The 22088-nt window shown below is 71.9% G+C and carries 24 protein-coding genes; 19 read left to right on the top strand and 5 right to left on the bottom strand.

Features of this window, described 5'->3' with window-relative positions; translation table 11 throughout:
- The first annotated feature begins 42 nt into the window (after positions 1–42).
- The 4 genes from ITJ54_RS08160 to ITJ54_RS08145 all read left to right on the top strand — a co-directional run bounded on the left by ITJ54_RS08160 (position 43) and on the right by ITJ54_RS08145 (position 1424).
- On the top strand, positions 43–558 hold the full coding sequence (locus tag ITJ54_RS08160) for an ArsR/SmtB family transcription factor (protein WP_071270098.1): 516 nt from the start codon (positions 43–45) through the stop codon (positions 556–558).
- Positions 559–668: 110 nt separating this feature from the next.
- Positions 669–863: a helix-turn-helix domain-containing protein gene (locus ITJ54_RS08155; RefSeq protein WP_071270101.1), complete on the top strand. Its 195-nt coding sequence runs from the start codon at positions 669–671 to the stop codon at positions 861–863.
- A 135-nt stretch (positions 864–998) separates the two neighbouring features.
- Complete coding sequence (locus ITJ54_RS08150) at positions 999–1097, top strand: 30S ribosomal protein bS22 (protein ID WP_003792170.1); 99 nt, start codon at positions 999–1001, stop codon at positions 1095–1097.
- Positions 1098–1169: 72 nt separating this feature from the next.
- Positions 1170–1424: a glutaredoxin family protein gene (locus ITJ54_RS08145; RefSeq protein ID WP_194627139.1), complete on the top strand. Its 255-nt coding sequence runs from the start codon at positions 1170–1172 to the stop codon at positions 1422–1424.
- Positions 1425–1582: 158 nt separating this feature from the next.
- On the opposite strand, the gene aspS is transcribed toward ITJ54_RS08145, so the two are convergent.
- Positions 1583–2923, bottom strand: a complete 1341-nt coding sequence (gene aspS, locus ITJ54_RS08140) for an aspartate--tRNA(Asn) ligase (RefSeq protein WP_194627137.1) — start codon at positions 2921–2923, stop codon at positions 1583–1585.
- Between the two features lie 174 nt (positions 2924–3097).
- On the opposite strand from aspS, the gene ITJ54_RS08135 reads away from it, so the two are divergent.
- A complete protein-coding gene (locus ITJ54_RS08135; RefSeq protein ID WP_194627135.1) occupies positions 3098–3457 on the top strand; it encodes a hypothetical protein in 360 nt (119 codons plus the stop codon).
- Positions 3458–3636: 179 nt separating this feature from the next.
- Here the strand turns inward: ITJ54_RS08135 and ITJ54_RS08130 are convergent, their stop codons facing one another.
- Positions 3637–4032, bottom strand: coding sequence for a MerR family transcriptional regulator (locus tag ITJ54_RS08130; protein ID WP_194627133.1), 396 nt, complete (start codon positions 4030–4032; stop codon positions 3637–3639).
- A 67-nt stretch (positions 4033–4099) separates the two neighbouring features.
- On the opposite strand from ITJ54_RS08130, the gene ITJ54_RS08125 reads away from it, so the two are divergent.
- The 6 genes from ITJ54_RS08125 (at position 4100) to ccsB (ending at position 10388) form a co-directional block, all read left to right on the top strand.
- Positions 4100–5581, top strand: coding sequence for a SulP family inorganic anion transporter (locus ITJ54_RS08125; RefSeq protein WP_194627132.1), 1482 nt, complete (start codon positions 4100–4102; stop codon positions 5579–5581).
- A gap of 67 nt (positions 5582–5648) precedes the next feature.
- Positions 5649–6305, top strand: a complete 657-nt coding sequence (locus tag ITJ54_RS08120; RefSeq protein WP_194627131.1) for a histidine phosphatase family protein — start codon at positions 5649–5651, stop codon at positions 6303–6305.
- Positions 6302–6916 (top strand): TlpA family protein disulfide reductase, encoded by a 615-nt coding sequence (locus ITJ54_RS08115; protein ID WP_194627130.1) that lies wholly within the window; start codon positions 6302–6304, stop codon positions 6914–6916. Before ITJ54_RS08120 ends, ITJ54_RS08115 begins: the two co-directional genes overlap by 4 nt.
- A 4-nt stretch (positions 6917–6920) precedes the next feature.
- Positions 6921–7664 (top strand): cytochrome c biogenesis CcdA family protein, encoded by a 744-nt coding sequence (locus ITJ54_RS08110; RefSeq protein ID WP_194627129.1) that lies wholly within the window; start codon positions 6921–6923, stop codon positions 7662–7664.
- A complete protein-coding gene (gene resB / locus ITJ54_RS08105; RefSeq protein WP_194627128.1) occupies positions 7648–9369 on the top strand; it encodes a cytochrome c biogenesis protein ResB in 1722 nt (573 codons plus the stop codon). Before ITJ54_RS08110 ends, resB begins: the two co-directional genes overlap by 17 nt.
- Positions 9370–9374: 5 nt before the next feature.
- On the top strand, positions 9375–10388 hold the full coding sequence (gene ccsB / locus ITJ54_RS08100; RefSeq protein WP_194627415.1) for a c-type cytochrome biogenesis protein CcsB: 1014 nt from the start codon (positions 9375–9377) through the stop codon (positions 10386–10388).
- Positions 10389–11063: 675 nt separating this feature from the next.
- Here the strand turns inward: ccsB and ITJ54_RS08095 are convergent.
- Complete coding sequence (locus ITJ54_RS08095) at positions 11064–12053, bottom strand: o-succinylbenzoate synthase (protein ID WP_323741641.1); 990 nt, start codon at positions 12051–12053, stop codon at positions 11064–11066.
- A gap of 173 nt (positions 12054–12226) precedes the next feature.
- Between ITJ54_RS08095 and ITJ54_RS08090 the strand changes: the two genes are divergently transcribed.
- Genes ITJ54_RS08090 through ITJ54_RS08075 form a run of 4 tightly spaced genes read left to right on the top strand, consistent with a single transcriptional unit; the run spans position 12227 to position 15916 of the window.
- Entirely contained in the window at positions 12227–12796 is a 570-nt protein-coding gene (locus ITJ54_RS08090) for a hypothetical protein (protein ID WP_194627126.1), read from the top strand.
- Positions 12797–12834: 38 nt separating this feature from the next.
- The gene (locus ITJ54_RS08085; RefSeq protein WP_194627125.1) at positions 12835–13764 is read left to right on the top strand and encodes a 1,4-dihydroxy-2-naphthoyl-CoA synthase; all 930 of its coding nucleotides are present in this window, start codon (positions 12835–12837) and stop codon (positions 13762–13764) included.
- Positions 13764–14900, top strand: a complete 1137-nt coding sequence (locus ITJ54_RS08080) for an AMP-binding protein (protein WP_194627123.1) — start codon at positions 13764–13766, stop codon at positions 14898–14900. The genes ITJ54_RS08085 and ITJ54_RS08080 overlap by 1 nt, the downstream gene beginning before the upstream one ends.
- Before the next feature lie 20 nt (positions 14901–14920).
- Positions 14921–15916 (top strand): 1,4-dihydroxy-2-naphthoate polyprenyltransferase, encoded by a 996-nt coding sequence (locus ITJ54_RS08075; RefSeq protein ID WP_323741640.1) that lies wholly within the window; start codon positions 14921–14923, stop codon positions 15914–15916.
- A gap of 78 nt (positions 15917–15994) precedes the next feature.
- Here ITJ54_RS08075 and ITJ54_RS08070 read toward each other — a convergent pair whose 3' ends face one another.
- A complete protein-coding gene (locus ITJ54_RS08070) occupies positions 15995–16321 on the bottom strand; it encodes a DUF4229 domain-containing protein (RefSeq protein ID WP_194627119.1) in 327 nt (108 codons plus the stop codon).
- A gap of 63 nt (positions 16322–16384) precedes the next feature.
- Here ITJ54_RS08070 and ITJ54_RS08065 point away from each other — a divergent pair, with 63 nt between their 5' ends.
- Together ITJ54_RS08065 and menD are read left to right on the top strand one after the other, a co-directional pair.
- The gene (locus ITJ54_RS08065; protein ID WP_194627117.1) at positions 16385–16738 is read left to right on the top strand and encodes a PLD nuclease N-terminal domain-containing protein; all 354 of its coding nucleotides are present in this window, start codon (positions 16385–16387) and stop codon (positions 16736–16738) included.
- A gap of 94 nt (positions 16739–16832) precedes the next feature.
- Positions 16833–18503, top strand: a complete 1671-nt coding sequence (menD, locus tag ITJ54_RS08060) for a 2-succinyl-5-enolpyruvyl-6-hydroxy-3-cyclohexene-1-carboxylic-acid synthase (protein ID WP_194627115.1) — start codon at positions 16833–16835, stop codon at positions 18501–18503.
- A gap of 190 nt (positions 18504–18693) precedes the next feature.
- Here the strand turns inward: menD and ITJ54_RS08055 are convergent, their stop codons facing one another.
- Positions 18694–19953: an isochorismate synthase gene (locus ITJ54_RS08055; RefSeq protein ID WP_194627113.1), complete on the bottom strand. Its 1260-nt coding sequence runs from the start codon at positions 19951–19953 to the stop codon at positions 18694–18696.
- 87 nt (positions 19954–20040) lie between these two features.
- Here ITJ54_RS08055 and ITJ54_RS08050 point away from each other — a divergent pair, with 87 nt between their 5' ends.
- Both ITJ54_RS08050 and ITJ54_RS08045 read left to right on the top strand, forming a co-directional pair.
- On the top strand, positions 20041–20907 hold the full coding sequence (locus ITJ54_RS08050; RefSeq protein WP_323741639.1) for a demethylmenaquinone methyltransferase: 867 nt from the start codon (positions 20041–20043) through the stop codon (positions 20905–20907).
- 48 nt (positions 20908–20955) lie between these two features.
- The gene (locus tag ITJ54_RS08045) at positions 20956–22032 is read left to right on the top strand and encodes a polyprenyl synthetase family protein (RefSeq protein ID WP_194627111.1); all 1077 of its coding nucleotides are present in this window, start codon (positions 20956–20958) and stop codon (positions 22030–22032) included.
- Positions 22033–22088: the final 56 nt, after the last annotated feature.

Below are 22088 nucleotides of genomic sequence, written 5' to 3'. Positions count from 1 at the left end.
CATCGCATGGTACATCCGTGGTCGGCCGGTTAGCCTCTCCCCATGGCCGACATCTTCAGCGTGGTCGCGGACCCGACGCGGCGGGAGCTCCTCGGCACGCTGCTGACGGCGTACGGCTCCGACGCCACCGCCGGCGAGCTCAGCGTCGGTCAGCTCGTCGAGAAGCTCGGGGTCAGTCAGCCCACGGTCTCCAAGCACCTCCGCGTGCTGCGGGACATCGGCCTCGTGACCTCACGCGAGGAAGGGCAGCACCGCTACTACCGGCTCGACCCGGAGCCGCTGCTGCACCTCGAGGAGTGGGTCATGCCGTTCACCGGCGCGGTCGACGCCGACGGCACGCCCGCGACCACCGCGTGGACGCCCGACGGGCAGCCCGTGTCGGTGCGGCGGAACGGTGTCGCCGGCAAGGCCACGGTCGAGGTCGGCATCGAGCTCGGGCGGGTCATGGCCGAGGCCTCGCACCGCGCGACCGCGGCGTTCTCGGGCGCGCAGCAGGGGTGGGGCAAGGTCGTCGAGACCTCGCGTCGTCGCTTCACCAAACGGCCCGACCAGGACTGACTCCGCAGTCTGGACACGGGGCCGCACGCGCCCCTAAAGTTGCCAGTGACCACTCAGGTCACACCAATCTCTCGCGTTCGGGTCCGAGCGCGAGCGACCGAAGGCGGACCATGGCCGGCAGTTTCGACGACGTGCGCTTCCTCACCGTCGCTGAGGTCGCCGAGATGATGCGCGTCTCGAAGATGACGGTCTACCGGATGGTCCACGCCGGGGAGCTCCCCGCGATCCGGTTCGGCCGGTCGTTCCGCGTGCCGGAGTCCGCCGTGGCCGAGGTCCTGCGCGGCGGGATCGCCGACGTCGGCTAGCTCCACCCCACCCCACCCCGGTCGTCCGGCGCGTTCGACATCACAGGCGCGCTCCGGTAGCATCGATCAGGTTGATTTTCCGCGGCTTCATCGGCCCGGTGTCCGTACATCACCATCAGTCCGAGCGAGGTCCACATGGGTTCTGTCATCAAGAAGCGTCGCAAGCGCATGGCGAAGAAGAAGCACCGCAAGCTCCTTCGCAAGACGCGCCACCAGCGTCGCAACAAGAAGTAAGTCGAAGGACTTGCCGCAGAAGCCCCGGTTCGCCGGGGCTTTCGCATTTCCCGGGCGGTCTACGCTGGATGCATGCCAGCCGTGACGCTCCTCACCAAGCCCGGATGCCATCTCTGCGACGACGCGCGACCGGTCGTCGAGTCCGTCGTCGCCGCCCACCCGGGCGTGACGCTGACCGAGCGGTCGATCCTCGACGACGAGGCGCTCCGGCTCGAGTACGCGGAGGACATCCCCGTCGTGCTCATCGACGGACGGGTGCACAGCAACTGGCGGGTCGACGCCGCCCGACTCGCTGCGGCGCTCGAGCGGGCCGGCGCGCGGGCCTGACCCGAGCCTCCTGTCCGGCGCCTGCCCGCGCCGGGGTCGCCGGTTCGTTGCGGCGCCGCACAAGCAGAACCGGCCCGAACCACGGACGTCCGTGGTTCGAGCCGGTTCTGGTTGTGCAACGGCAGTCCGCGCCGCGGGGGCCCGCACCGCGGTGGTGCCTACGGGGTCAGGCGCGTCGGGCCGCGGAACAGGTACGTGACCTCGCGGATCGACGGCTCGCCGAGCATGAGCATCAGCACGCGTGCCAGGCCCATGCCGAAGCCACCGTGCGGCGGCACGCCGTAGCGGAAGAAGTCGAGGTACCAGCCGAGCTCGGCGGGGTCGAGGCCCTTCTCCTCCGCCTGGGCGGTGAGGACGTCCACGCGGTGCTCGCGCTGGGCGCCCGTGGAGATCTCGGCGCCGTTGAACAGCAGGTCGTAGCTGTTCGTGAGCGTCGGGTCGTCGGCGTGGCGCATGTGGTAGTACGGCCGGATCGAGGCGTCGTAGTCGGTGACGAAGACGAACTCGGAGCCGTGGTGCTCCTTCGCCCAGGCAGACACGCGGCGCTCGCCCTCGGGGTCGAGGTCGCCGTCGGCGCGCACGACGTCGTGGCCGCTGTCGGCGACGATCGTCCGGGCCTCGGCCAGGGTCACCCGGGGGAACGGCGTCGTCGGGACCTGCAGCTCGAAGCCGAAGACCTCTTCGATGTCCTTGCCGTACTTCTCCTTGACCGCGGTGATGCCGGCGACCAGGACCTCCTCGTGCATCGCCATGACGTCCTCGTGCGACTCGATCCACGAGAACTCGGCGTCGACGCTCGTGAACTCGGTGGCGTGGCGCGAGGTGAACGAGGGGTCGGCGCGGAAGGCGTCCGCGATCTCGAAGACGGCACCGAAGCCCGCGGGCTGGGCCATCTGCTTGAAGTTCTGCGGCGACTGCGACAGGTACGCCGTGGTCTCGAAGTACTCGAGCTGGAACAGCTCGGCACGCGACTCGGACGCCGAGGCCATCAGCTTCGGGGTGTGGATCTCGATGTAGTCGCGCTCGACCCAGTAGGTCCGGAACGCGTGCTCCATCGTGGTCTGGATGCGGAAGATGAGGTTCTGCTTGCGGTTGCGCAGGTCGAGGAAGCGCCAGTCCAGGCGCTTGTCGAGGGAGGAGTCGTCGGCGATCGGCGTCTCCGGGATCGCCGCGCTGACGACGGTGAGCTCGCCCACCTTGACCTCGAGGCCGCCGAGCTTGACGCGCTCGTCGTGCTTCAGGGTGCCCTGCACGTGGATGAAGGAGCCGTGCGCCAGGCCGGAGATGGACTCCGTCGTGGCGAGCGCGGTCGCCGAGGCGTCGTCGCCCTCCACGGCTTCGCGTGTGGCGGGGTTGACGAGCTGGACGGCGCCGGTCTCGTCGCGGAGGACGACGAACTGCACCTTCTTCTGGTCGCGGACGGTCTCGACCCATCCGGCCACGGAGACGGGACCGTCGGGGAGTGCGGCGAGGTCGCTGATGCGGGTGCGTTCGATCACGGTCGTCGAGTCTACCGGGCCGGGCGCGTCGGTCGAGGTGCGCGGAGTCGCTTCCCTCCACAGGTCGGCTCACGTCGGGTGTTCTCCACCGATGCGGACGGGAGGCTCGGCTCGACCTGGGCGCTCCGTAGCGTTCTCGACGTGGCCGGGTCGCGAGCAGGGGAGGAGGTCCTCATGACGGCGGGGACCGAGGTGCTCGCGGCCTGGCCGCCTGCGGCGGTGGCGACGGTGGTCGCCGCGCTCGGGGCGGCCGCGCTGACCTTGACCGGCGCGCTTGCCGGTGGTGTCTGGGCGGCGGTGCGGTGGCGGCGCGATGTGTACCGGGAAGAGCGTGACCGGGCGTGGACCCGGATCGTGTGGGCCGTCGACCTGGTCTGCGCCGAGGACGTCGGGCGGAACGAGATCGGACGCCGCGCGTTCCAGGCGGTGTACGACATGCAGATTGCTCGCGACGAGGACGTGGTGTTCGTCACGATCGTCCGGGAGTTGATCAACACGGAGAAACAGAGGAGGGATCGACCATGGGAGCGGTGAACGACGAGTGGAACGCCCGGATGTGGGAGCAGTGGAAGGTGAACGTCCGGCGGCGGCACCGCTTGCGTCCTTGGAAGGCACGCGCCGTCATCGCCGAGCAGGAGGAACGGCTCCGTGTGTACCGCGCCATCCTGCTCGAGGAGCGGGCCGAGCGCGCGGAGTGGGAGCGGGGGCGCTGGTCAGGGGAGGGCGGCGCGGAGGGTGCCGAGCGTGCCGATGAACTCCTCGGCCATGCCCGCCCGCTCCACGAGCTTCGCGTGCCGGGCTCGGGCGTCCTCGAGGAAGGCGTCGAGGCGCGCTGCCCGTGCGGCCGTGTCCTCCGCGTCGGCGCCCGGCAGCCCGTCGACGATGCTGAGCAGGTCGCCCATCTCCTCGAGTGAGAACCCGAGGGGCTTCATCCGCCGGATCACCAGCAGCCGCTCCAGGTCACCGTCCGTGTAGACCCGGAAGCCCCCGGTGGTGCGGCCGCTGGGCACGAGCAGGCCCACCTCGTCGTAGTGCCGGATCGTGCGGAGCGACATCTCGGCGCGATCGGCGAGTTCGCCGATGTGCATGGTCTGGGTCACGTCGGACATGGTGGCAGACCTCCTGGGGTGGGTGCTGGTGGAACTGTACCCTCACGTGACGGTAGAGTCGCCGATGATGTCGACCACCATGCACGCCCCGACCGTCCTCTCGGCCCTCCGCTCACCCCGGCTGCTCTCGCGCGAGGTCCTCGCGGGCATCGTCACCGCGCTCGCGCTCATCCCCGAGGCGATCTCGTTCTCCGTCGTTGCCGGCGTCGACCCGGCCGTCGGGTTGTTCTCCAGCGTCGTCATCGCCGTGGTGATCTCGATCGTGGGCGGTCGCCCGGCGATGGTGTCGGCCGCCGCGGGTTCGGTGGCGCTCGTGATCGCCCCGCTCGTCCGCGACCACGGCATCGACTACCTCGTCCCGACGATCGTGCTCGGCGGCCTGATGCAGCTCGTGCTCGGCTTCCTCGGGGTCGCCCGGCTGATGCGCTTCATCCCGCGCAGCGTCAACGTCGCCTTCGTGAACGCCCTGGCGATCCTGATCTTCACCGCGCAGCTGCCGAACCTGCTCGGTCCCGACGTCCCGTTCGTGGTGTGGCCGCTCACGGTCCTCGGCGTCGGGATCATCGTCGGCTTCCCCTTCCTGACCAAGGCCGTGCCGGCACCGCTCATCGCCGTCGTCGTGATCACGCTCATCACGGTCGTGTTCAGCGTCGCGGTGCCGACCGTCGGCGACGAGGGTGCCCTGCCCACGGCACTGCCCGGCTTCAACGGCATCACCGTGCCGTTCACCTTCGAGACCCTGGCGACCATCGCGCCGTACGCGTTCGGCATGGCGATCGTCGGCCTCATCGAGACCCTCCTCACCGCGCAGCTCGTCGACGCGATCACCGACACGGGGTCGAGCAAGTGGCGGGAGTCGTGGGGGCAGGGCGTCGCGAACATCGCCTCCGCGTTCTTCGGCGGCACCGGTGGGTGCGCGATGATCGGGCAGACCGTCATCAACGTGAAGACCGCCGGTGCCCGCACCAGGATCTCCACCTTCGCGGCCGGCGCCTCCGTGCTGGTCCTGACGATCGTGCTGCACGACGTCGTCGCGCAGATCCCGATGGCGGCGCTCACGGCGGTGATGCTCATGGTGTGCGTGGCGACGTTCGACTGGCACAGCATCCGCCCGCGCACCCTCGGGCGCATGCCGCTCGGCGAGACCGCCGTCATGGTGATCACCGTGCTCGTGGTGGTCGCGACGGACAACCTGGCGACGGGAGTGCTGGTGGGCGTGGTCCTCGCGGCCCTCGTGTTCGCCCGCCGGGTGGCGCACGTGGTCGAGGTCGTCCGGGAGCCCGTCGACGAGCGGACCGTCCGGTACCGCGTCCACGGTGCGCTGTTCTTCGCGTCGTCGAACGACCTCGTGACCCGGTTCTCCTACGCCGACGACCCGGAGCACATCGTGATCGACATGTCCGAGGCGCACGTGTTCGACGCCAGCACGGTGGCCGCGCTCGACGGCATCGAGCAGCGGTTCGCCAAGCACGGCTCGACCGTCGAGGTGGTGAACCTGAACACGGGATCGACCGCCCTGCACGGCAAGCTCTCGGGGCACCTCGGCTGAACGTCCCCGAAGCCGTGGATCCGCTGGGCGGGCAGTGGGGTCGGTGGATCGACCTACACTGGAACCCATGCCCGCGACCCGAATCCACCTCGTGCGACACGGCGAGGTACACAACCCGGACCGTGTGCTCTACGGACGACTCCCGGGCTTCGGACTGAGCGAACTCGGCACCCGCATGGCGGCTGCGTCCGCGACCGCGTGGATGACCGCGGGCGTCGACGTCCGCCGCATCGTGGCCTCACCGCTCCAGCGCACGCAGGAGTCCGCGGCGCCGTGGTCCGAGCTGTACGGGCTCGACGTCTCCCTCGACGAACGACTGATCGAGCCGACGAACCGGTACGAGGGCCAGCCGCCCGGGTTCACGAAGCGCTCGGTCCGCCGCCCGGCCGAGTGGCCCTGGATCGCCAACCCGTGGCGTCCCAGCTGGGGCGAGGCCTACGAGTCGATCGCGAACCGCATGGTCGCCGCGATCACGACCGCCTGGGAGAGCGTCGAGGACGGCGACGTCGTCCTCGTCAGCCACCAGCTCCCGATCTGGATGGTGCACCGCCGACTCGCGGGGGAGCCCCTGTGGCACGACCCGCGCAAGCGCCGGTGCGACCTGTCGAGCATCACCACCCTCGAGCGTGTGCCCGCCACCTCGAGCGGTCGGTTCACCGAGGTCGGGTACGCGGACCCCGCGCTGGAACTGCGCGCGTCCGCGATCGACGAAGGAGCAGTGTGACCGTCAGCAGCATCAAGAAGCGCCTCGTCGTGGTCGGAGCGACGGCCCTCGTCTCCGCCCTCGCCCTGACCGGGTGCTCCGGCGGCAGCGACTCGCTGTCGAAGCAGTACGGCAACGGCACCACGCAGAACTACATCTCCGGCGACGGCGCGGTGACCGAGGTCTCCGCGAAGGACCGCAAGGACACCGTCGACTTCTCCACGAAGGACTCCGACGGCGACCGCGTCTCGTCGAAGGCCCTGCGCGGCAAGGTCGTGGTGCTGAACTTCTGGTACGCCAGCTGCCCGCCCTGCCGTGCCGAGGCGAAGTACCTCAGCACGGTCCAGGCGAAGTACGCCGACCAGGACGTCCAGTTCATCGGCGTCAACGTCCGTGACCAGGCCGCCACCGCCGCGGCGTTCGAGCGCACCTTCAAGGTCGACTACCCGACGGTCCTCGATGCCGACAAGGGCACCATGCAGCTCGCGCTCTCCGGGCAGATCGCGCCGAACGCCGTCCCCGCGACGATCGTCCTCGACACGAAGGGCCGGGTCGCCGCGCGCGTCCTCGGTGCCGTCGACGGCACGAGCATCCTCGACACCCTGGTCGGCGACGAGCTCAAGGCGTCCTGACCCCATGAGCGGCAACCCCTTCTCCGACGCGATCCTCAGCGGGCAGATGCTCGTCGCCCTCCCGGTGGCGCTGCTCGCGGGGCTCGTGTCGTTCCTGTCGCCGTGCGTCCTGCCGCTTGTCCCCGGGTACCTCGGGTACGTCAGCGGCATCGCGGACGCCGGTCGTCGGGGCCGCGGACGCGTCGTCCTCGGGGTGCTGCTCTTCGTGCTCGGCTTCACCGCGGTGTTCGTGGCCTACACGACCGTCTTCGGCGCGCTCGGCTTCTGGCTGGTGCGCTGGCGTGACGTGATCACGCAGGTCCTCGGCATCGTGGTCATCCTGATGGGACTGGTCTTCATCGGCCGGTTCACCTTCCTGCAGCGCTCGCTGAAGCCCTCGTGGACCCCGGCGACCGGCCTGGTCGGCGCCCCGCTGCTCGGCATCGTGTTCGGCCTCGGCTGGACCCCCTGCCTCGGCCCGACGCTCGCCGCCATCAACCTGCTCAGCGTGCAGTCCGGCAGCGCCTGGCAGGGCATGTGGCTCGGCGTCGCCTACTGCCTGGGACTCGGCGTCCCGTTCATGCTCGTCGCCCTCGGCGCCGGGTGGGCGGCCGGAGCGATCCGCGCCGTGAAGCGCCACATGCGCACCGTCAACATCATCGGAGGATCCATCCTGATCGTCATCGGCCTGCTCATGGTCACCGGCATCTGGTCGGCCGTCATGTCGAGCGCCGGGGCGGTGATCCAGAGCTTTGTCCCCGCGGTCTGACCCCACCAACGACGTCACCGACGAGTCCGGCGCTGACGTCGCCTCCGACCCACAGCGGCCGTCCGACCACGTCGACGGCACCGCGCAGGCGCCCTCCGACGGCGTCAACCAGCCGAAGCTCGGCGTCGTCGGCTACGTCCGGTACTTCTGGCGCCAGCTCACGAGCATGCGCACGGCACTGTTCCTGTTGATGATGCTCGCCCTCGCGGCGATCCCGGGGTCCCTCGTGCCGCAGCGCACCGCGGACCCGAACGGCGTCGTGCAGTACAAGGCCGACCACACCACGCTGTACCCGATCCTCGACAAGCTCCAGGTCTTCGACACCTACACCTCCGTGTGGTTCTCGGCGATCTACCTGCTCCTGTTCGTGTCCCTCATCGGCTGCATCATCCCCCGCACGCGACACCACTGGCAGGCGCTCCGCACCCGTCCGCCGAAGACCCCTGCGCGACTGACGCGGCTCGCAGGCTTCCGCAGCGCGGCGGTGCAGGCCGACACCCTGACGGGCGGTGGCTCCGGCACGGACGCGACCACGAGCCTCCCGTCGGTGGACCACGCGATCTCGCGCGCGACCGCTGTCCTGAAGCGGTCCGGGTACCGGGTCGAGCGCTTCGGCGACTCGGTGAGCGCGGAGCGCGGGTACCTCCGCGAGACCGGCAACCTGGTGTTCCACGCGGCGCTGGTCGGCGTGCTGGTGGCCGTCGGCATCGGCGGGGGGTTCGGGTACACCGGGCAGCGCCTGCTGGTGGAGGGCCAGACGTTCTCCAACGTCCTCGGGTCCTACGACTCCTTCAACCCGGGGCGCTGGTTCCAGCAGACCGACCTCAAGGGCTACAACCTGACGCTCGACAAGTTCGTCACGAAGTACGAGGAGCGGAACCTCAACGCCCTCGGCCAGGCGCTGGACTACTCGGCGACCGTGACGAGCCAGGAGAAGGGCGGCACCCCGAAGACGACGCGTCTCGGCGTGAACGACCCGCTGTCGGTCGGCGGGACGAACGTCTACCTGCTCGGCAACGGGTACGCGATGCAGGTCACCGTGCGCGACGGCGAGGGGCGAGAGGCGCTGACGGACACCGTGCCGTTCCTGCCGCAGGACGCCAACTACACGTCGCTCGGCGTCATCAAGGTCCCGGACTCGAAGCCCGACCAGCTCGGCATCCGCGGGTTCTTCTACCCGACCGCGGTGAAGAACGCCCGCGGCGCGTTCACGTCGAGCTACCCCGACACCGAGAACCCGCTGCTGACGCTGCAGGTGTACACGGGCAACCTCGGGCTCGACGACGGCGTCCCGCGCAGCGTGTACTCGCTCGACACCACCGGTCTGAAGCAGATCGCAGGGACCGACGCGGCCACGGCCAGCCTCGAGCTCAAGCCCGGGCAGACCAAGACACTGCCCGACGGGGCCGGTTCGATCACGTTCGACGGCGTCAAGCGGTACGTGTCGCTCGACGTCCACCACGACCCGTCGCAGCTGTGGGTCGGCGGGTTCGCCATCCTGAGCGTGCTCGGGCTGCTGACGTCGCTGTTCGTCCCACGCCGTCGCGTGTGGGTCAAGGCGGTGCCCCGGAACGGTTCCGACCAGGGCGAGTACGACCTCGAGTACGCGGGTCTGGCCCGCGGCGAGGACCCCAACCTCGAGCGCGCCGTCGCCGAGATCGCCAACCGGCACTTGTCGGACCTCGGAGTTAGGATGCCCTCGTGAATGACATGACTGCGAACCTCGCGACCTATTCGGTCGTCCTCACGTACTCGGCGATGGCCGTCTACGTGGTCGCGTTCATCTCGTTCGCGCTGGACATGGCCAAGCGCTCCGGTGACGTCCGCGTCGCCGAGGGCGCCGTCGGCAGCGCGGACGCTGCTGCGACCGCGTCGAAGCGGCAGGCCAAGACCGTCGCCACCGTGCAGGGCGGCACCGTCGTGCTCGAGCGCGTCGAAGCCCCCGTCAAGTCCGGCTCCGGGCGTGGTGGCGGTTCGCGGTTCGAGCGTGTCGGCATGGCGATGACGATCCTCGCGCTCGTGCTGCACGTCGCGGCAGTCGTCCTCCGGGGCATCGCGGCCGACCGTGTGCCGTGGGGCAACATGTTCGAGTTCTCCCTCACGGGCACGGCGCTGATCATCGCGATCTTCCTGCTCGTGCAGCTCTGGCAGAACCTGAAGTTCCTCGGCGTCTTCATCACCGGCCTGACGATCATCCTGCTCGGCATCGCGACGGTGAACTACTACGTCCCCGTCGTCCCGCTCCAGCCGGCGCTGCAGTCGTACTGGCTCGTCCTGCACGTGTTCGTCGCCATCTCCGGCACCGGGTTCTTCGCCCTGGGTGCCGGGCTCGCGGTCTCGCAGCTCGTCCAGACCTACCGGCTCGGGCACAGCGCCGCGTCGAAGAAGCTCCGCTTCATGGAGACCCTGCCCGACGCTGACCGGCTCGAGGTCCTGACCTACCGCGTCCTGCTCGTCGGCTTCGTGCTGTGGACCTTCACGCTCATCGCCGGCGCGATCTGGGCCGAGCGCGCCTGGGGCCGCTACTGGGGCTGGGACACCAAGGAAGTCTGGACCTTCATCATCTGGGTCATCTACGCGGGCTACATCCACGCCCGTGCGACCCGTGGCTGGCGCGGTGCGCGGTCGTCCTGGCTGGCACTCATCGGCTTCGGGGCCGTGATGTTCAACTTCTCGGTCGTCAACGTCTTCTTCAAGGGGCTGCACAGCTACTCCGGTCTGTGAGTCGCCGCTGACGCGCCCTCCCAGGAGGCCCGGTGCAGGTCCGCCTCGCACCGGGCCTCCGGTGCGTCCGGGGTCCGGGTGCTTGGGGCCGGTCTCCGTCTGCTGTGTCCGGCGTGTACGAGGTCCGCGCTGCGCACACTTCGTGCGCGCCGGCCCGTCCGCTGAGATCGCACTTCGTGTCGCCTCCGCGCCGCCGGAGGCGACACGAAGTGCGATCTCACCAGCCGCGCGCTGCGCTGCGCTGCGCTGCGCTGCGCGTCGACCGGCGACCCGGACGCGCCGGACCTTGCCGAGTGGTCGCGACACCCCGTCGGTCGACGGCCGACCGGTCAAGGATCGTCGGACCGGTGGCGCTGGACCGACGGTCTGCGACTGCTCGGCGAACCTGAGCGGGGTGTCGCGACCATTCGCGAGGTCGACGGGGTGCAGCCGGAGCGCGCACTGCGCGCACTGCGCGCCGGCCGCGCGCGCGGCGTGCTGCGCCGGCCCGGCCCGGCCCGGCCCGGCCGTGAGATCGCACTTCGTGTCGCCTCCACGTCGCGGCAGGCGACACGAAGTGCGATCTCACCGAAGACGGGACGGGACGGGACGGGACGGGACGGGACGGGACGGGACGCGCGGCGGGGCGGCGCACCTCGGCCGCGCTCAGCGGCGCTGCCGCGCGGCGGGGCCGCGCTACGCGGCCGCGAGGAGCGCGTGCACGCGCTCCAGGCGCGCCCGCCACCACGCTGCCCGCTCCGGCGGGGCACCGAAGCGAGCCACGAGATCGGGCGAGACGTCGACGCGACGGACGGCGATCCTCCCGGCCGTGGGCAGGAGCGGCGCCGAGGTGACGTCTCCCTCGAAGAGCACGGCGGTCCCGAGCCCCGCGGCGTAGCCCGGGGACATCGCCGACGCAGCGAGGAACGCCCCCATCCCGAGCCCGACCGACGTGTCGAGCGCGCTGGAGACCACGCAGGGGAGCCCGGCCTCGGCGATGACGGCCTGCGCCGCGGTGATGCCGCCGAGGGGCTGCGCCTTGACGACGAGGACGTCGGCGGCTCCGGCCCGGGCGACGGCGAGCGGGTCCGAGGCCTTGCGCACGCTCTCGTCCGCAGCGATCCGCACCCCGAGGCCGTCGATCCGGCGCCGCAGCGCTGCGAGTTCCGGGACGGTGCGACAGGGCTGTTCGGCGTACTGCAGGTCGAAGGGCGCGAGGCGTTCCAGCGCGACGACGGCCTGGTCCACGCTCCACAGTCCGTTGGCGTCGACGCGGACCGCGGCGTCCGGGCCCATCACGCGGCGCACCTCGGCGACACGCGAGACGTCGTCCTCGACCGTGGTGCCGGGTTCGGCGACCTTGACCTTCGCCGTCCGGCACCCGGGGTACCGCGCGAGCAGGTCCGCGACGCCCGCAGGTGCGATCGCCGGCACCGTGGCGTTGACCGGGACGGCGTCAGCAGCGGGCTCGTGCGCCGTCCAGCCGAAGTCGATCGCGGCGCGCAGCCAGGCAGCGGACTCGCGGTCGTCGTACTCGACGAAGGGGGAGAACTCGGTCCAGCCGGCCGGGCCGCGGAGGACGAGGGCCTCGCGGACGGTGATCCCGCGGAACCGGACGCGCATCGGGAGGGCGACCACGTGCGCGTCGGCGAGCAGGTCGGTGAGCGGAGGAAGTGTCGGGACCACGTCCCCATCCTCCCAGCGTCGGCCCGTGCCGGTGCCGTCTGGGCACCGACCAAGGCCCTCGACTGCTGCCCAGCGGACCCCACGGTTCCTCGGAGGGGACCGCCAGCGCAGGGCATTAGCATGCATCGGTCGGCCCGGGTCGACCCGCGACCATGACGACAGAAGGAGGCTCCGTGACGCCAGATCCGCACCAGCGGTCGTCACGAAGCCCCTCGTCGTCCCGAGCAGCGAAGCCCGCGGCAGCCCCGAAGGCCGCGGCAGCCCCGAAGCCCGCGGCGGCCCCGAAGGCCGCGGCGGCCACGTCGCCCGCCGCCAGGGCACAGGCGGCAGCACGACCCTCGGCGGCGAGGACCCGACCGGCGTCGGGCAGCGACGAGTTCGCCCGGCTGATGCGGAACAACACTGTCGACGTCCGGCAGCAGCAGGGATCCGCTCGGCGTCAGCGCAAGAGCCCCCTGGCCGGCAAGCTCGCACTCGGCCTCGCGGTCGTCTCGGCTGCCGTGGACGCCAGTGCCTTCGCGGTCTACATGGGCGGCGACACCACCTTCGCGTTCGGCATCTGCTTCGTCGTCGTGTTCCTGACCCTGATCGCCGCGATCCTCGGGTTCATCGCCGCCGTCGGGGGACTCGGCCGCTGGTACGGCGCGATCGGCGTCGTCCTGGCGTTCTTCGCGAACCCGGTGATCCTGATCGTGCTCGTCGTCATGGTGGCCCCGGAGCTCCTGACCGACATGAGCTCCTAGCCCTCAGGACTTCTGGCAAGCGGCAGTACCGTGGGGGCATGCCCGCTCCCGTCTCCGACCTGTTCGACCCCGACGTCTGGACCGAGGCCCCGGTGGCCGCCTCCTTCACGGACATCACCTACCACAAGCACGTCGACCACGGCATCGTCCGAGTGGCCTTCGACCGGCCCGAAGTCCGCAACGCGTTCCGTCCGCGCACGGTCGACGAGCTCTACCGCGCCCTCGACGACGCCCGCCAGGACCCCCGCGTCGGCGTCGTCCTGCTCACGGGCAACGGCCCGAGCCCGAAGGACGGCGGCTGGGCGTTCTGCTCCGGCGGCGACCAGCGGATCCGCGGTCGCAGCGGCTACCAGTACGTCGGCGACGAGGGGGCCCCGCCCGAGGGCGTCGACCCCGCGGCAGCGCAGGCCTCGATGGGTCGGCTGCACATCCTCGAGGTCCAGCGCCTCATCCGGATGATGCCGAAGGTCGTGGTCGCCGTGGTGCCCGGCTGGGCAGCCGGCGGTGGGCACTCCCTCCACGCGATCTGCGACCTCACGATCGCCAGCGCCGAGCACGGCAGGTTCAAGCAGACCGACGCCGACGTGGGCTCGTTCGACGGCGGGTACGGCAGCGCCTACTACGCCAAGCAGATCGGCCAGAAGCTGGCACGCGAGGTCTTCTTCCTCGCCGAGGAGTACTCCGCCCAGCGCGCCTACGAGATGGGCGCCGTCAACAAGGTCGTGCCGCACGCCGACCTCGAGCGCGAGGCCATCCGGTGGGGCGAGACCATCCTCGGCAAGTCCCCGACCGCGATCCGCATGCTCAAGTACGCCTTCAACGCGGTCGACGACGGACTGGTCGGCCAGCAGGTGTTCGCCGGCGAGGCCACCCGGCTCGCCTACGGCACGGACGAAGCCGTCGAGGGCCGCGACTCCTTCCTCGAGAAGCGCGCCCCCGAGTGGACGTCCTTCCCCTGGCACTACTGATGCCCCGTCCGCTGGTCGCGCTGGACGCGTCCGACCCGATGGCCGTGCTGCGCGGCCTGGAGGCTGCCCTCGCCGGCGGCCCCGCCCTGCTGCCGGTCGACCGGGACGCCCCGGCGCTGCCGACCCCGCCACCGGCCGATGTCCAGCAGCGGGTCGCCCTGGTCGTCACCACGAGCGGGTCCACCGGCACCGGCAAGCGGGTGGCGCTGTCCTCGGAGGCGCTCCTCGCCGGGGCGGCCGCCGCCGACGCGGCGCTCGGCGGACCGGGTGGGTGGGTGCTCGCGCTGCCGACGCACTACATCGCGGGCCTCAACGTCCTGACGCGGTCGATCACCGCCGGCACGGCACCCAGCGTCATCGCCCCCGGGCACTTCACGGCGGCGGCGTTCGCGGACGCGGCCGAGCGGCTCGTCACCGGGCCGGCGGCACCACGGCGGTACACCTCGCTCGTGCCGGTGCAGCTCGCCCGGGTGCTCGACGACCCGCGTGCGGCGCGGGCCCTGGCCGGGTTCGACGCGGTCCTCGTCGGCGGGCAGTCCACCCCGGCGCCGCTGCGGGCACGAGCGGACACAGCGGGCGTCCGCGTCGTCACCACGTACGGCGCCAGCGAGACGAGCGGCGGCTGTGTCTACGACGGCGTGCCGTTCGGGACCGTCCGGGCCGAGCTGGTCGAGGGCGAACTGCAGCTCGCCGGCCCGATGCTCGCCGAGGGGTACCTCGGGGACGACGACCGGACCGCGGCGACCTTCGTCGTGCGGGACGGCCTGCGGTGGTACCGCACGGGCGACGCCGCCGACCTCGAGGACGGCCGCGTCCGGGTGCTCGGTCGACTCGACGACGTCGTGATCTCCGGCGGGGAGAAGGTCCCGCTCGGGGCCGTCGAACGACTCGTCCGGGAGCTCCCGGGCCAGGACGGCGCCGTCGTGACACGACGGTCGTCGGGGGAGTGGGGCGAGGTCCCCGTGGTCGTGACGGCGGAGCCCCTCGACCTCGAGCGGGTCCGTGAGCACGTCGGGGCAGCCCTCGGTCGAGCCGCGCGCCCGGCGGCGGTGGTGCTCGTGGACGCGGTGCCGATGCTCGCGTCCGGCAAACCCGACCGTCGGGCCGTCCGCGCCGTCGCCGATCCGGACGCCTGACGCCGGTACGCTTGACGGTCGTGGCACGAGCGAAGAACACGACCCAGAAGAAGGGCCGCTCCGGCAACCCGGCGAAGGCCGCGGGACCGGCACGGACGAAGCGACGCGCGACCGCGAGCGACTGGATCGGGGGCGCCCGCCTCCGCACCCTGACGCTCGGAGTCGTCCCGGTCGTCCTCGGCACCGCAGTCGGCTTCGTGGACAGCGGCACGACCGGGGACTTCGGCGCCTACCTGCAGCAGGACGGCCACCTCGCGCTGGCGGTCCTGGCGCTGCTGGTCGCGCTGTTCCTGCAGATCGGCGTGAACTACAGCAACGACTACTCGGACGGCGTCCGCGGCACGGACGAGTTCCGCGTCGGACCCGCCCGCCTCACCGGGGCCGGTCTCGCCGCCCCGCGGACGGTGCTCACCGTCGCGCTGACGTTCTTCGGGCTGGCCGCGGTCGCCGGGATCGTCATCGTGGTGCTCACGCAGCTGTGGTGGCTGCTGATCGTCGGCGCGGCCGCGATCGTCGCCGCGTGGTTCTACACGGGCGGCAAGAAGCCGTACGGGTACAACGCCCTCGGCGAGGTCTTCGTGTTCGTCTTCTTCGGCCTGGTCGCGGTGCTCGGCACGCAGTACACCCAGATCCGCGAGGTCACGGCGAGCGGCTGGGTGGCTGCCGTCGCGGCGGGGTTCTTCGCCTGCGCGGTGCTCATGGTGAACAACATCCGCGACATCGACGAGGACCGGCTCGCGGGCAAGCGGACCCTGGCCGTCCTGCTCGGACGCCCGGTCGCCCGCGCGCTGTACGGCGTCTTCCTGATGCTGCCGTACGTCGCGCTGCTCTGGTTCGTGCTGCTGTACTTCCGGTCCGGGTTCACGTACTTCACGCTGCTGCTCGCCCTGCCGGCGCTGCTGATCGGGGTCACGTCGCGGAAGCCGCGCGAGCTCATCACCGCGTTGCAGCTGTCGTCGTTCTCGGCGCTGGCGTACGGCGTCGTGCTCGCGATCACCCTGGCCGTCCAGCCGTAGCGAGCGGAACTGGCGCAGCGACCGGAACTGGCGCAGCGACCGGAGCGGGCACAGCGACGGAGTGGCTGCGCCCGGCGGTCAGTCCGCCGCCGGGTGGTCCCGGCGCTCCGCGTGGCGCTCGGCGTCCGACACGGGCCGCACCGCGGGGGCGTCGGTGTCCTCGGCGTCGACGAAGTCGTCCTCGAAGTCCGCGTCGGCGTCGTGGTCCGGACGCACCCGCCGGGTGGCCAGGCTCGTGGTCACCTGGTCGCGGAGCCGGGGCAGCGCGATGTAGGACACGAGCAGCCCGACGAGGGCCGCGCCGATGGTCGCCCAGTACCAGGGCAGCCCCACCACGAACAGGACGACGAGCGCCGCCGCGAAGATGCCGAGCCGGGCGAGGGTGTACACGAGCCACGCTTTCACGCGGCAAGTCTACGGACGCCCGACCATGAGTCGGGTCACAGAATCCCGACCTAGACTCCCCGCATGGTCCGTCTCTGGCTCGTCGTCGTCGTCGCCGCCGTGGCGTTCACGGTCTACGCGGTCATCGACTGCGCGACCATGCCGCGGCCGCGGATCCGGTCGCTGCGACGCGGACTCTGGATCGCGCTGATCATCATCCTGCCGGTGCTCGGCGCCGTCCTGTGGTTCCTGCTCGGTCGTGCGCCCGCTGCCCCCGAGCGCGTGGCCCGGTACCGTGGTCCCGAAGACGACCCGGACTTCCTCGGCGAGCAGGCTCCCGAGCGGCCCCGCACGGACAAGGACCAGGACGACGTCACCCTCCGAGATCTCGAAGACCAGTTCCACGACACCGACGACGACGGCCGCTCCGATCGCTGACGGCCCGGGCGCCGACGGGGCCGCGTCCGACGCGGGACCGACGGCCGCCCACGGCACCGGGTCCGGCAGTCCAGCCTCGGACTTCGCCCTGGCGATGCTGCAGGAGTTCGCATCCGCCGGGGTCACCGACGTGGTGGTCAGCCCCGGGTCCCGCTCGCAGGCCCTCGCCCTCGCGGCGGTCGCCCTCGAGCGCGCTGGCGGCATCACCGTGCACGTGCGCCTGGACGAGCGGACGGCCGGGTTCTTCGCGCTGGGGCTCGCCGTCGAGAGCGGTCGACCTGCGGCGATCGTCACGACCTCGGGCACCGCGGTCGCGAACCTGCACCCCGCCGTCCTCGAGGCCCACCACTCCGGCGTGCCGATGATCGTCCTGTCCGCCGACCGACCGGGGGAGCTCCGCGGCATCGGGAGCAACCAGACCACCGTGCAGCCGGGCATCTTCGCGTCAGCGGTCGCCTTCGTCCGCGAGGTCGAGGCCCCCACCGCCCACGGCGTCGACGCCTCCACCCGCCAGACCCTGCGCGAGCTCGTCCGCCAGACCGTGGCCGCCGCTGCCGGGCACACCGGGCAGCCGGGTCCGGCGCAGCTCGACGTCGCCTTCCGCGAGCCGCTCTCGGCGACGCTGACCGACGTCCAGGGCGTCCCGGACGACGAGATCGACCTCGACTTCGCCCGACGCCGTGTCCACACGGGGCTGCCCGTCGCGGAGCTCACGCCGGACGACGACCCCGGCACCGTCGTGATCGCCGGGCACGACGCCGGCGAGGACGCCGAACGGATCGCGTGGGAGCTCGGTGCGCCGCTGCTGGCCGAGGTGTCGAGCGGGGCGCGCTTCGGGCGCAACCTCGTCGTCGCCTACCGCGAGCTCCTCCGCGACCCCGACTTCGGCGGTCGCGTCCGCCGCGCCGTCGTCCTCGGGCACCCGACGCTCTCGCGCGAGGTCCCCGCGCTCCTGCAGCGCGCCGACGTCGAGGTGGTGACGGTCCGTGGGGCGGGATCCGACGCGTTCGACCCGAGCCGAGCCTCCCGGCTGGTCGCCGACGTCCGCGTGACGGGCCGCACCGCTCCGACGCACCGCGCGTGGGTCGGGCGCTGGGTCGCCGCCAGCCGGACCGCGCTCGGTGACGGCGACGCCGGTCCCGACCTCGACGCCAAGCGGTCCGAGGACCGCGCCGAGCGCAACCGGTTCCTGCAGGACGAGGTCGCGCTGCGCCGCCGGCCCGTCGACCGAGCCATGCTCGCCGAGGCCGTCTGGGGCGTGACGTGGCCGCACGACCGGCTCGTGCTCGGCGCCTCGCAGATCATCCGGGTCGCCGACGCCCGCGTCCTGGGCAAGAAGATCCGCGTGCATGCCAACCGCGGACTGGCGGGCATCGACGGCACCGTCTCGACGGCACTCGGCATCGCCGCCGCGCTCGAGAGCACCGCCGCGGCGGTCGGCACCACGCGTGTCCTGCTCGGCGACCTGACCCTGCTGCACGACGTGGGCGCGTTCGTCACCGGCACCCACGAGCCCACCCACCGCGTCCAGGTCATCGTGGGCAACGACGACGGCGGAGCGATCTTCCGCGGGCTCGAGGTCGCCGAGACGACCCCGCCTGAGGACATGGCCCGCATGATGACCACCCCGCAGCACGTCGACGTGGAGCGGGTCGTCACCGGGCTCGGGTGGGAGTACCGCCGGGCCGCGACGTGGGGCGACCTCGAGCGCGTCCTGACCGACCCCGCCGAGCGCGTGGTGATCGAGGTGCCGCTGGCCGACTGACGGACAGGAGGCTCGGTGCCGGACCGGCACCGAGCCTCCTGTCCAGTGGTGCGCGGGTCCGCGCATGCCGGCGCGCGTGGTGCGAGGTTGCCCACCCCGTGCGCGCCTGGCGGCCTGCACAGGGTGACCGAGCTCGCACCAGCCGAGGAACCGCGCACGGTGCGAGGCACCTGGGCGCGAGCAGCCGCCGCTACGCGAGCGCGTCGCGGATGGGGCGGAACTTCAGTGCCGTCTCGGCGACCTCGCGCGCCGGGTCGGACCCGGCGACGATGCCGGCGCCCGCCCAGGCGGTGACGGTGCCGTCATCGTCGATCTGGGCGCTGCGGAGCGCGAGCATCCACTCGCCGTCCCCGGACGCACCGAACCAGCCGACCGGACCCGCGTAGCGGCCGCGGTCGCCGCCCTCGAGCTCGGTGACGAGCCGGACGGCGACGTCCGTCGGGGTGCCGGCCACGGCGGCCGTCGGGTGCAGGGCGTCCGCGACGTCGAGCGAGGTGGTGCCGACCGGCAGCGTCGCCTGGACGTCGCTGGCCAGGTGCCACAGGTTGGGCAGCTGCAGGCGGAAGGGCTCAGGGTCCACGCGGAGGTCGGTGGCGAGGGGGCGGAGTGCGTCGACGAGGCTCGCGATGGCGAAGGTGTGCTCCTGGACGTCCTTCGCGCTGCCGGCGAGGGCCTCGGCCGCCGCACGGTCGGACACCGGGTCGCTGCCCCGCGCGGCACTGCCGGCGAGCACCCGCGCGGTGAGCCGGGTGCCGTCGGTGCGGGCGAGCGTCTCCGGGGTCGCCCCGACGAGTCCGTCGACGGCGAACGTCACGCACTGCGGGTAGGTCGCGGCGAGGTCGAGCAGGAGTGCGCGGCGGTCGGCTCCGGCCGGCAGCGACCCGACGAGGTCGCGGGCCAGGACGACCTTGCGGGCGTCGCCGGCGGTGATGCGGCGGACGGCCTCGGCGACCGAGGCGGCGTAGGCGTCCTCGTCGATGCGGCCGGGGCCGAGTGCGACGGAGACGTGCCCGCCGACCTGGGGGACCGGGACGGAGGTCCTGGTGAAGGCGAGCGGCTCCGGGTCGGCGGTGGTGTCGACCGCGGTCAGCCAGGCCTTGCCGCGGCGCCGACCGACGACGACCCGGGGGACGATGAGCACGCTCGTCGCCGCGGAGTCGTCGGCGAACGCGAACGAGCCGAACGCCACGAGCCCGGACCCGCGCAGCTGCACGGGGTCGTCCACCACCGCGGTCGCGACGATCGAGCGCCAGACCCGGGCGGCGTCGCGCATCCGGTCGGGCCCGGAGAACTCGTACCGGACGGCTTCGCCGATGCCGACGATGCCGTCCCCGTTGCGCACGAACGCGAGCGGCTGGTCGGGGAGCGTGTGGCGGAGCACGGCGCCCGGGTCGTCGAGGATCCGGGTCGAGACCGTGAGCGGCGGGGCCGCCGTGGCGGATCGGGACACGCTCTGATCGTACGCGTCGGGCAGGGCGTGGGCCGACTCGCCGGACGTCCCCGGGAACGCACGGCACGGCCCTCTAGGATTGGTCCTGTGAGCAGAGCGGACATGCAGAAGCGGCCGGACGAGGTGGCGGCCATGTTCGACGACGTCGCGGAGAAGTACGACCTGACGAACGACATCCTCTCCGCCGGCAACGCCCCGCTGTGGCGGGTCGCGACCGTACGCGCCGTCGACCCCCAGCCGGGCGAGCGCGTCCTCGACATCGCCGCGGGCACGGGCACCAGTGCTGCGGTGCTCGCCAAGAAGGGCGCCGAGGTCACCGCGCTCGACCTCTCCGCGGGCATGATCGCGGTCGGTCGGCAGCGTCACCCCGAGATCACCTTCGTGGAGGGCGACGCCGAGCACCTGCCGTTCGAGGACGACACCTTCGACGCCGTCACGATCTCGTTCGGGCTGCGCAACGTGAACGACCCGATGCAGGCCCTCGGCGAGATGCTCCGGGTGCTCAAGCCCGGTGGCCGCGTCGTCATCTGCGAGTTCTCCACGCCGCCGCTCGCCGCCCTGCGGTTCGGGTACTTCTCGTACCTCAAGCGTGTCCTGCCGGGGATCGCCCGCGTCTCGAGCAGCAACCCCGCCGCATACCGCTACCTGGCGGAGTCCATCGAGGCCTGGCCCGAGCAGCAGGTGCTCAGCCAGTGGCTGCGCGGCGTCGGCTTCACGATGGTCGCCCACCGCAACCTGACGGCTGGCATCGTCGCGCTGCACCGTGGCCGCAAGCCCGTCGCCGGCACGGTGCGCGAGTCGGCGGCCCGCCGGGCCAAGGCACGACGCGACCACCACGCCACCGGCGAGCAGCCGACGGTCGACCAGGCCACCGGCGAGCAGCCCAGCGCCGGTCAGCCCAGCGCCGATCAGCCCAGCGCCGACCGGCCTGATGCCGAGTCCGCTGACAGCTGACCGGTCCTTCCCCCCGCACACGGACTTCCCCCGAACACGGAGCACCACTTGAACCCGAGCGTCCCGGTCGCACGCCGCGCACCGAGTCTCCGAGCGTCGCTCGGCATCGGCGAGCGGTTGTTCGCCAGCCCCACGGAGCGCCGGTTCATCAGCGCCGTGGACGACGGACTCGAACTCGTCGAGCAGGGGCTCGAGGACGCCATGCGCTCCGCCGACACCCTGGCCGACACCACCAGCCGGTACCTGCTCTCCGCGGGCGGCAAGCGGATCCGTCCGACCCTGACGCTGCTCATCGCGCAGCTCGGCAACGGCGTGACCGACCACGTCGTCAAGGCCGCGGTCAGCGTCGAGACGACCCACCTGGCGTCGCTGTACCACGACGACGTCATGGACGAAGCGCCCGTGCGACGCGGGGTGCCGGCCGCGCACGTGACCTACGGCAACAACGTCGCGATCCTCACCGGGGACCTGCTGTTCGCCCGTGCCAGCCTGATCACCGCCGATCTCGGGCCCGAGGGCATCCGGATGCAGGCCGAGACCTTCCAGCGCCTCTGCATGGGGCAGCTGCACGAGACGACGGGCCCGCAGCCCGAGGACGACCCCGTCGAGCACTACATCCAGGTGCTCAGCGACAAGACCGGCTCGCTCATCGCGACCGCGGCCCGCGCCGGGGTGCTCTTCTCCGGAGCGGACCGCGCCTACCTCGAAGCCGTCGGCACCTTCGGCGAGAAGGTCGGCGTGGCCTTCCAGCTCGTCGACGACGTCATCGACCTCGCCCCGGCGAAGGACAAGACCGGCAAGATCGCCGGCAACGACCTGCGCGCGGGCGTCGACACCCTGCCGCTGCTCCAGCTCCGTCGTCGTGCGGCGAGCGAGCCCGGCGCGGCAGCACTGGTCGAGCGCATCGAACGTGACGTCACCGGTGCGCCGGACGACGCCGTCACCACCGACGCCTACCTCTCCGCCGTCGCCGCTCTGCGCGACCACGAGGCCACGGCGGCGACCCGTGCGCTCGCGGCGCAGTGGGCCGGCGAGGCCGTCGTCGCACTCGAACCCCTGCCCGACGGCGTGGTGAAGCGCGCCCTCACCCGCTTCGCGGAGTCCGTCGTGGACCGCAGCCGCTGACGTCGGCACCACCGCCACACGGACGACGGCGACACCGCCCGTCCCCGGAGCACACC

The sequence above is a fragment of the Curtobacterium sp. VKM Ac-2865 genome (assembly GCF_015350905.1).
Lineage (GTDB): Bacteria > Actinomycetota > Actinomycetes > Actinomycetales > Microbacteriaceae > Curtobacterium.
This window is presented reverse-complemented; position numbering and strand designations above follow the sequence as displayed.

Excerpts from the sequence above, each read along its gene's own strand:
- ITJ54_RS08160 (WP_071270098.1), top strand. The coding sequence starts at position 43 with ATGGCCGACATCTTCAGCGTGGTCGCGGACCCGACGCGGCGGGAGCTC.
- ITJ54_RS08155 (WP_071270101.1), top strand. The coding sequence starts at position 669 with ATGGCCGGCAGTTTCGACGACGTGCGCTTCCTCACCGTCGCTGAGGTC.
- ITJ54_RS08150 (WP_003792170.1), top strand. The coding sequence starts at position 999 with ATGGGTTCTGTCATCAAGAAGCGTCGCAAGCGCATGGCGAAGAAGAAG.
- ITJ54_RS08145 (WP_194627139.1), top strand. The coding sequence starts at position 1,170 with ATGCCAGCCGTGACGCTCCTCACCAAGCCCGGATGCCATCTCTGCGAC.
- ITJ54_RS08135 (WP_194627135.1), top strand. The coding sequence starts at position 3,098 with ATGACGGCGGGGACCGAGGTGCTCGCGGCCTGGCCGCCTGCGGCGGTG.
- ITJ54_RS08130 (WP_194627133.1), bottom strand. The coding sequence starts at position 4,032 with ATGTCCGACGTGACCCAGACCATGCACATCGGCGAACTCGCCGATCGC.
- ITJ54_RS08125 (WP_194627132.1), top strand. The coding sequence starts at position 4,100 with ATGTCGACCACCATGCACGCCCCGACCGTCCTCTCGGCCCTCCGCTCA.
- ITJ54_RS08120 (WP_194627131.1), top strand. The coding sequence starts at position 5,649 with ATGCCCGCGACCCGAATCCACCTCGTGCGACACGGCGAGGTACACAAC.
- ITJ54_RS08110 (WP_194627129.1), top strand. The coding sequence starts at position 6,921 with ATGAGCGGCAACCCCTTCTCCGACGCGATCCTCAGCGGGCAGATGCTC.
- ccsB (WP_194627415.1), top strand. The coding sequence starts at position 9,375 with ATGACTGCGAACCTCGCGACCTATTCGGTCGTCCTCACGTACTCGGCG.
- ITJ54_RS08085 (WP_194627125.1), top strand. The coding sequence starts at position 12,835 with ATGCCCGCTCCCGTCTCCGACCTGTTCGACCCCGACGTCTGGACCGAG.
- ITJ54_RS08080 (WP_194627123.1), top strand. The coding sequence starts at position 13,764 with ATGCCCCGTCCGCTGGTCGCGCTGGACGCGTCCGACCCGATGGCCGTG.
- ITJ54_RS08065 (WP_194627117.1), top strand. The coding sequence starts at position 16,385 with ATGGTCCGTCTCTGGCTCGTCGTCGTCGTCGCCGCCGTGGCGTTCACG.
- menD (WP_194627115.1), top strand. The coding sequence starts at position 16,833 with ATGCTGCAGGAGTTCGCATCCGCCGGGGTCACCGACGTGGTGGTCAGC.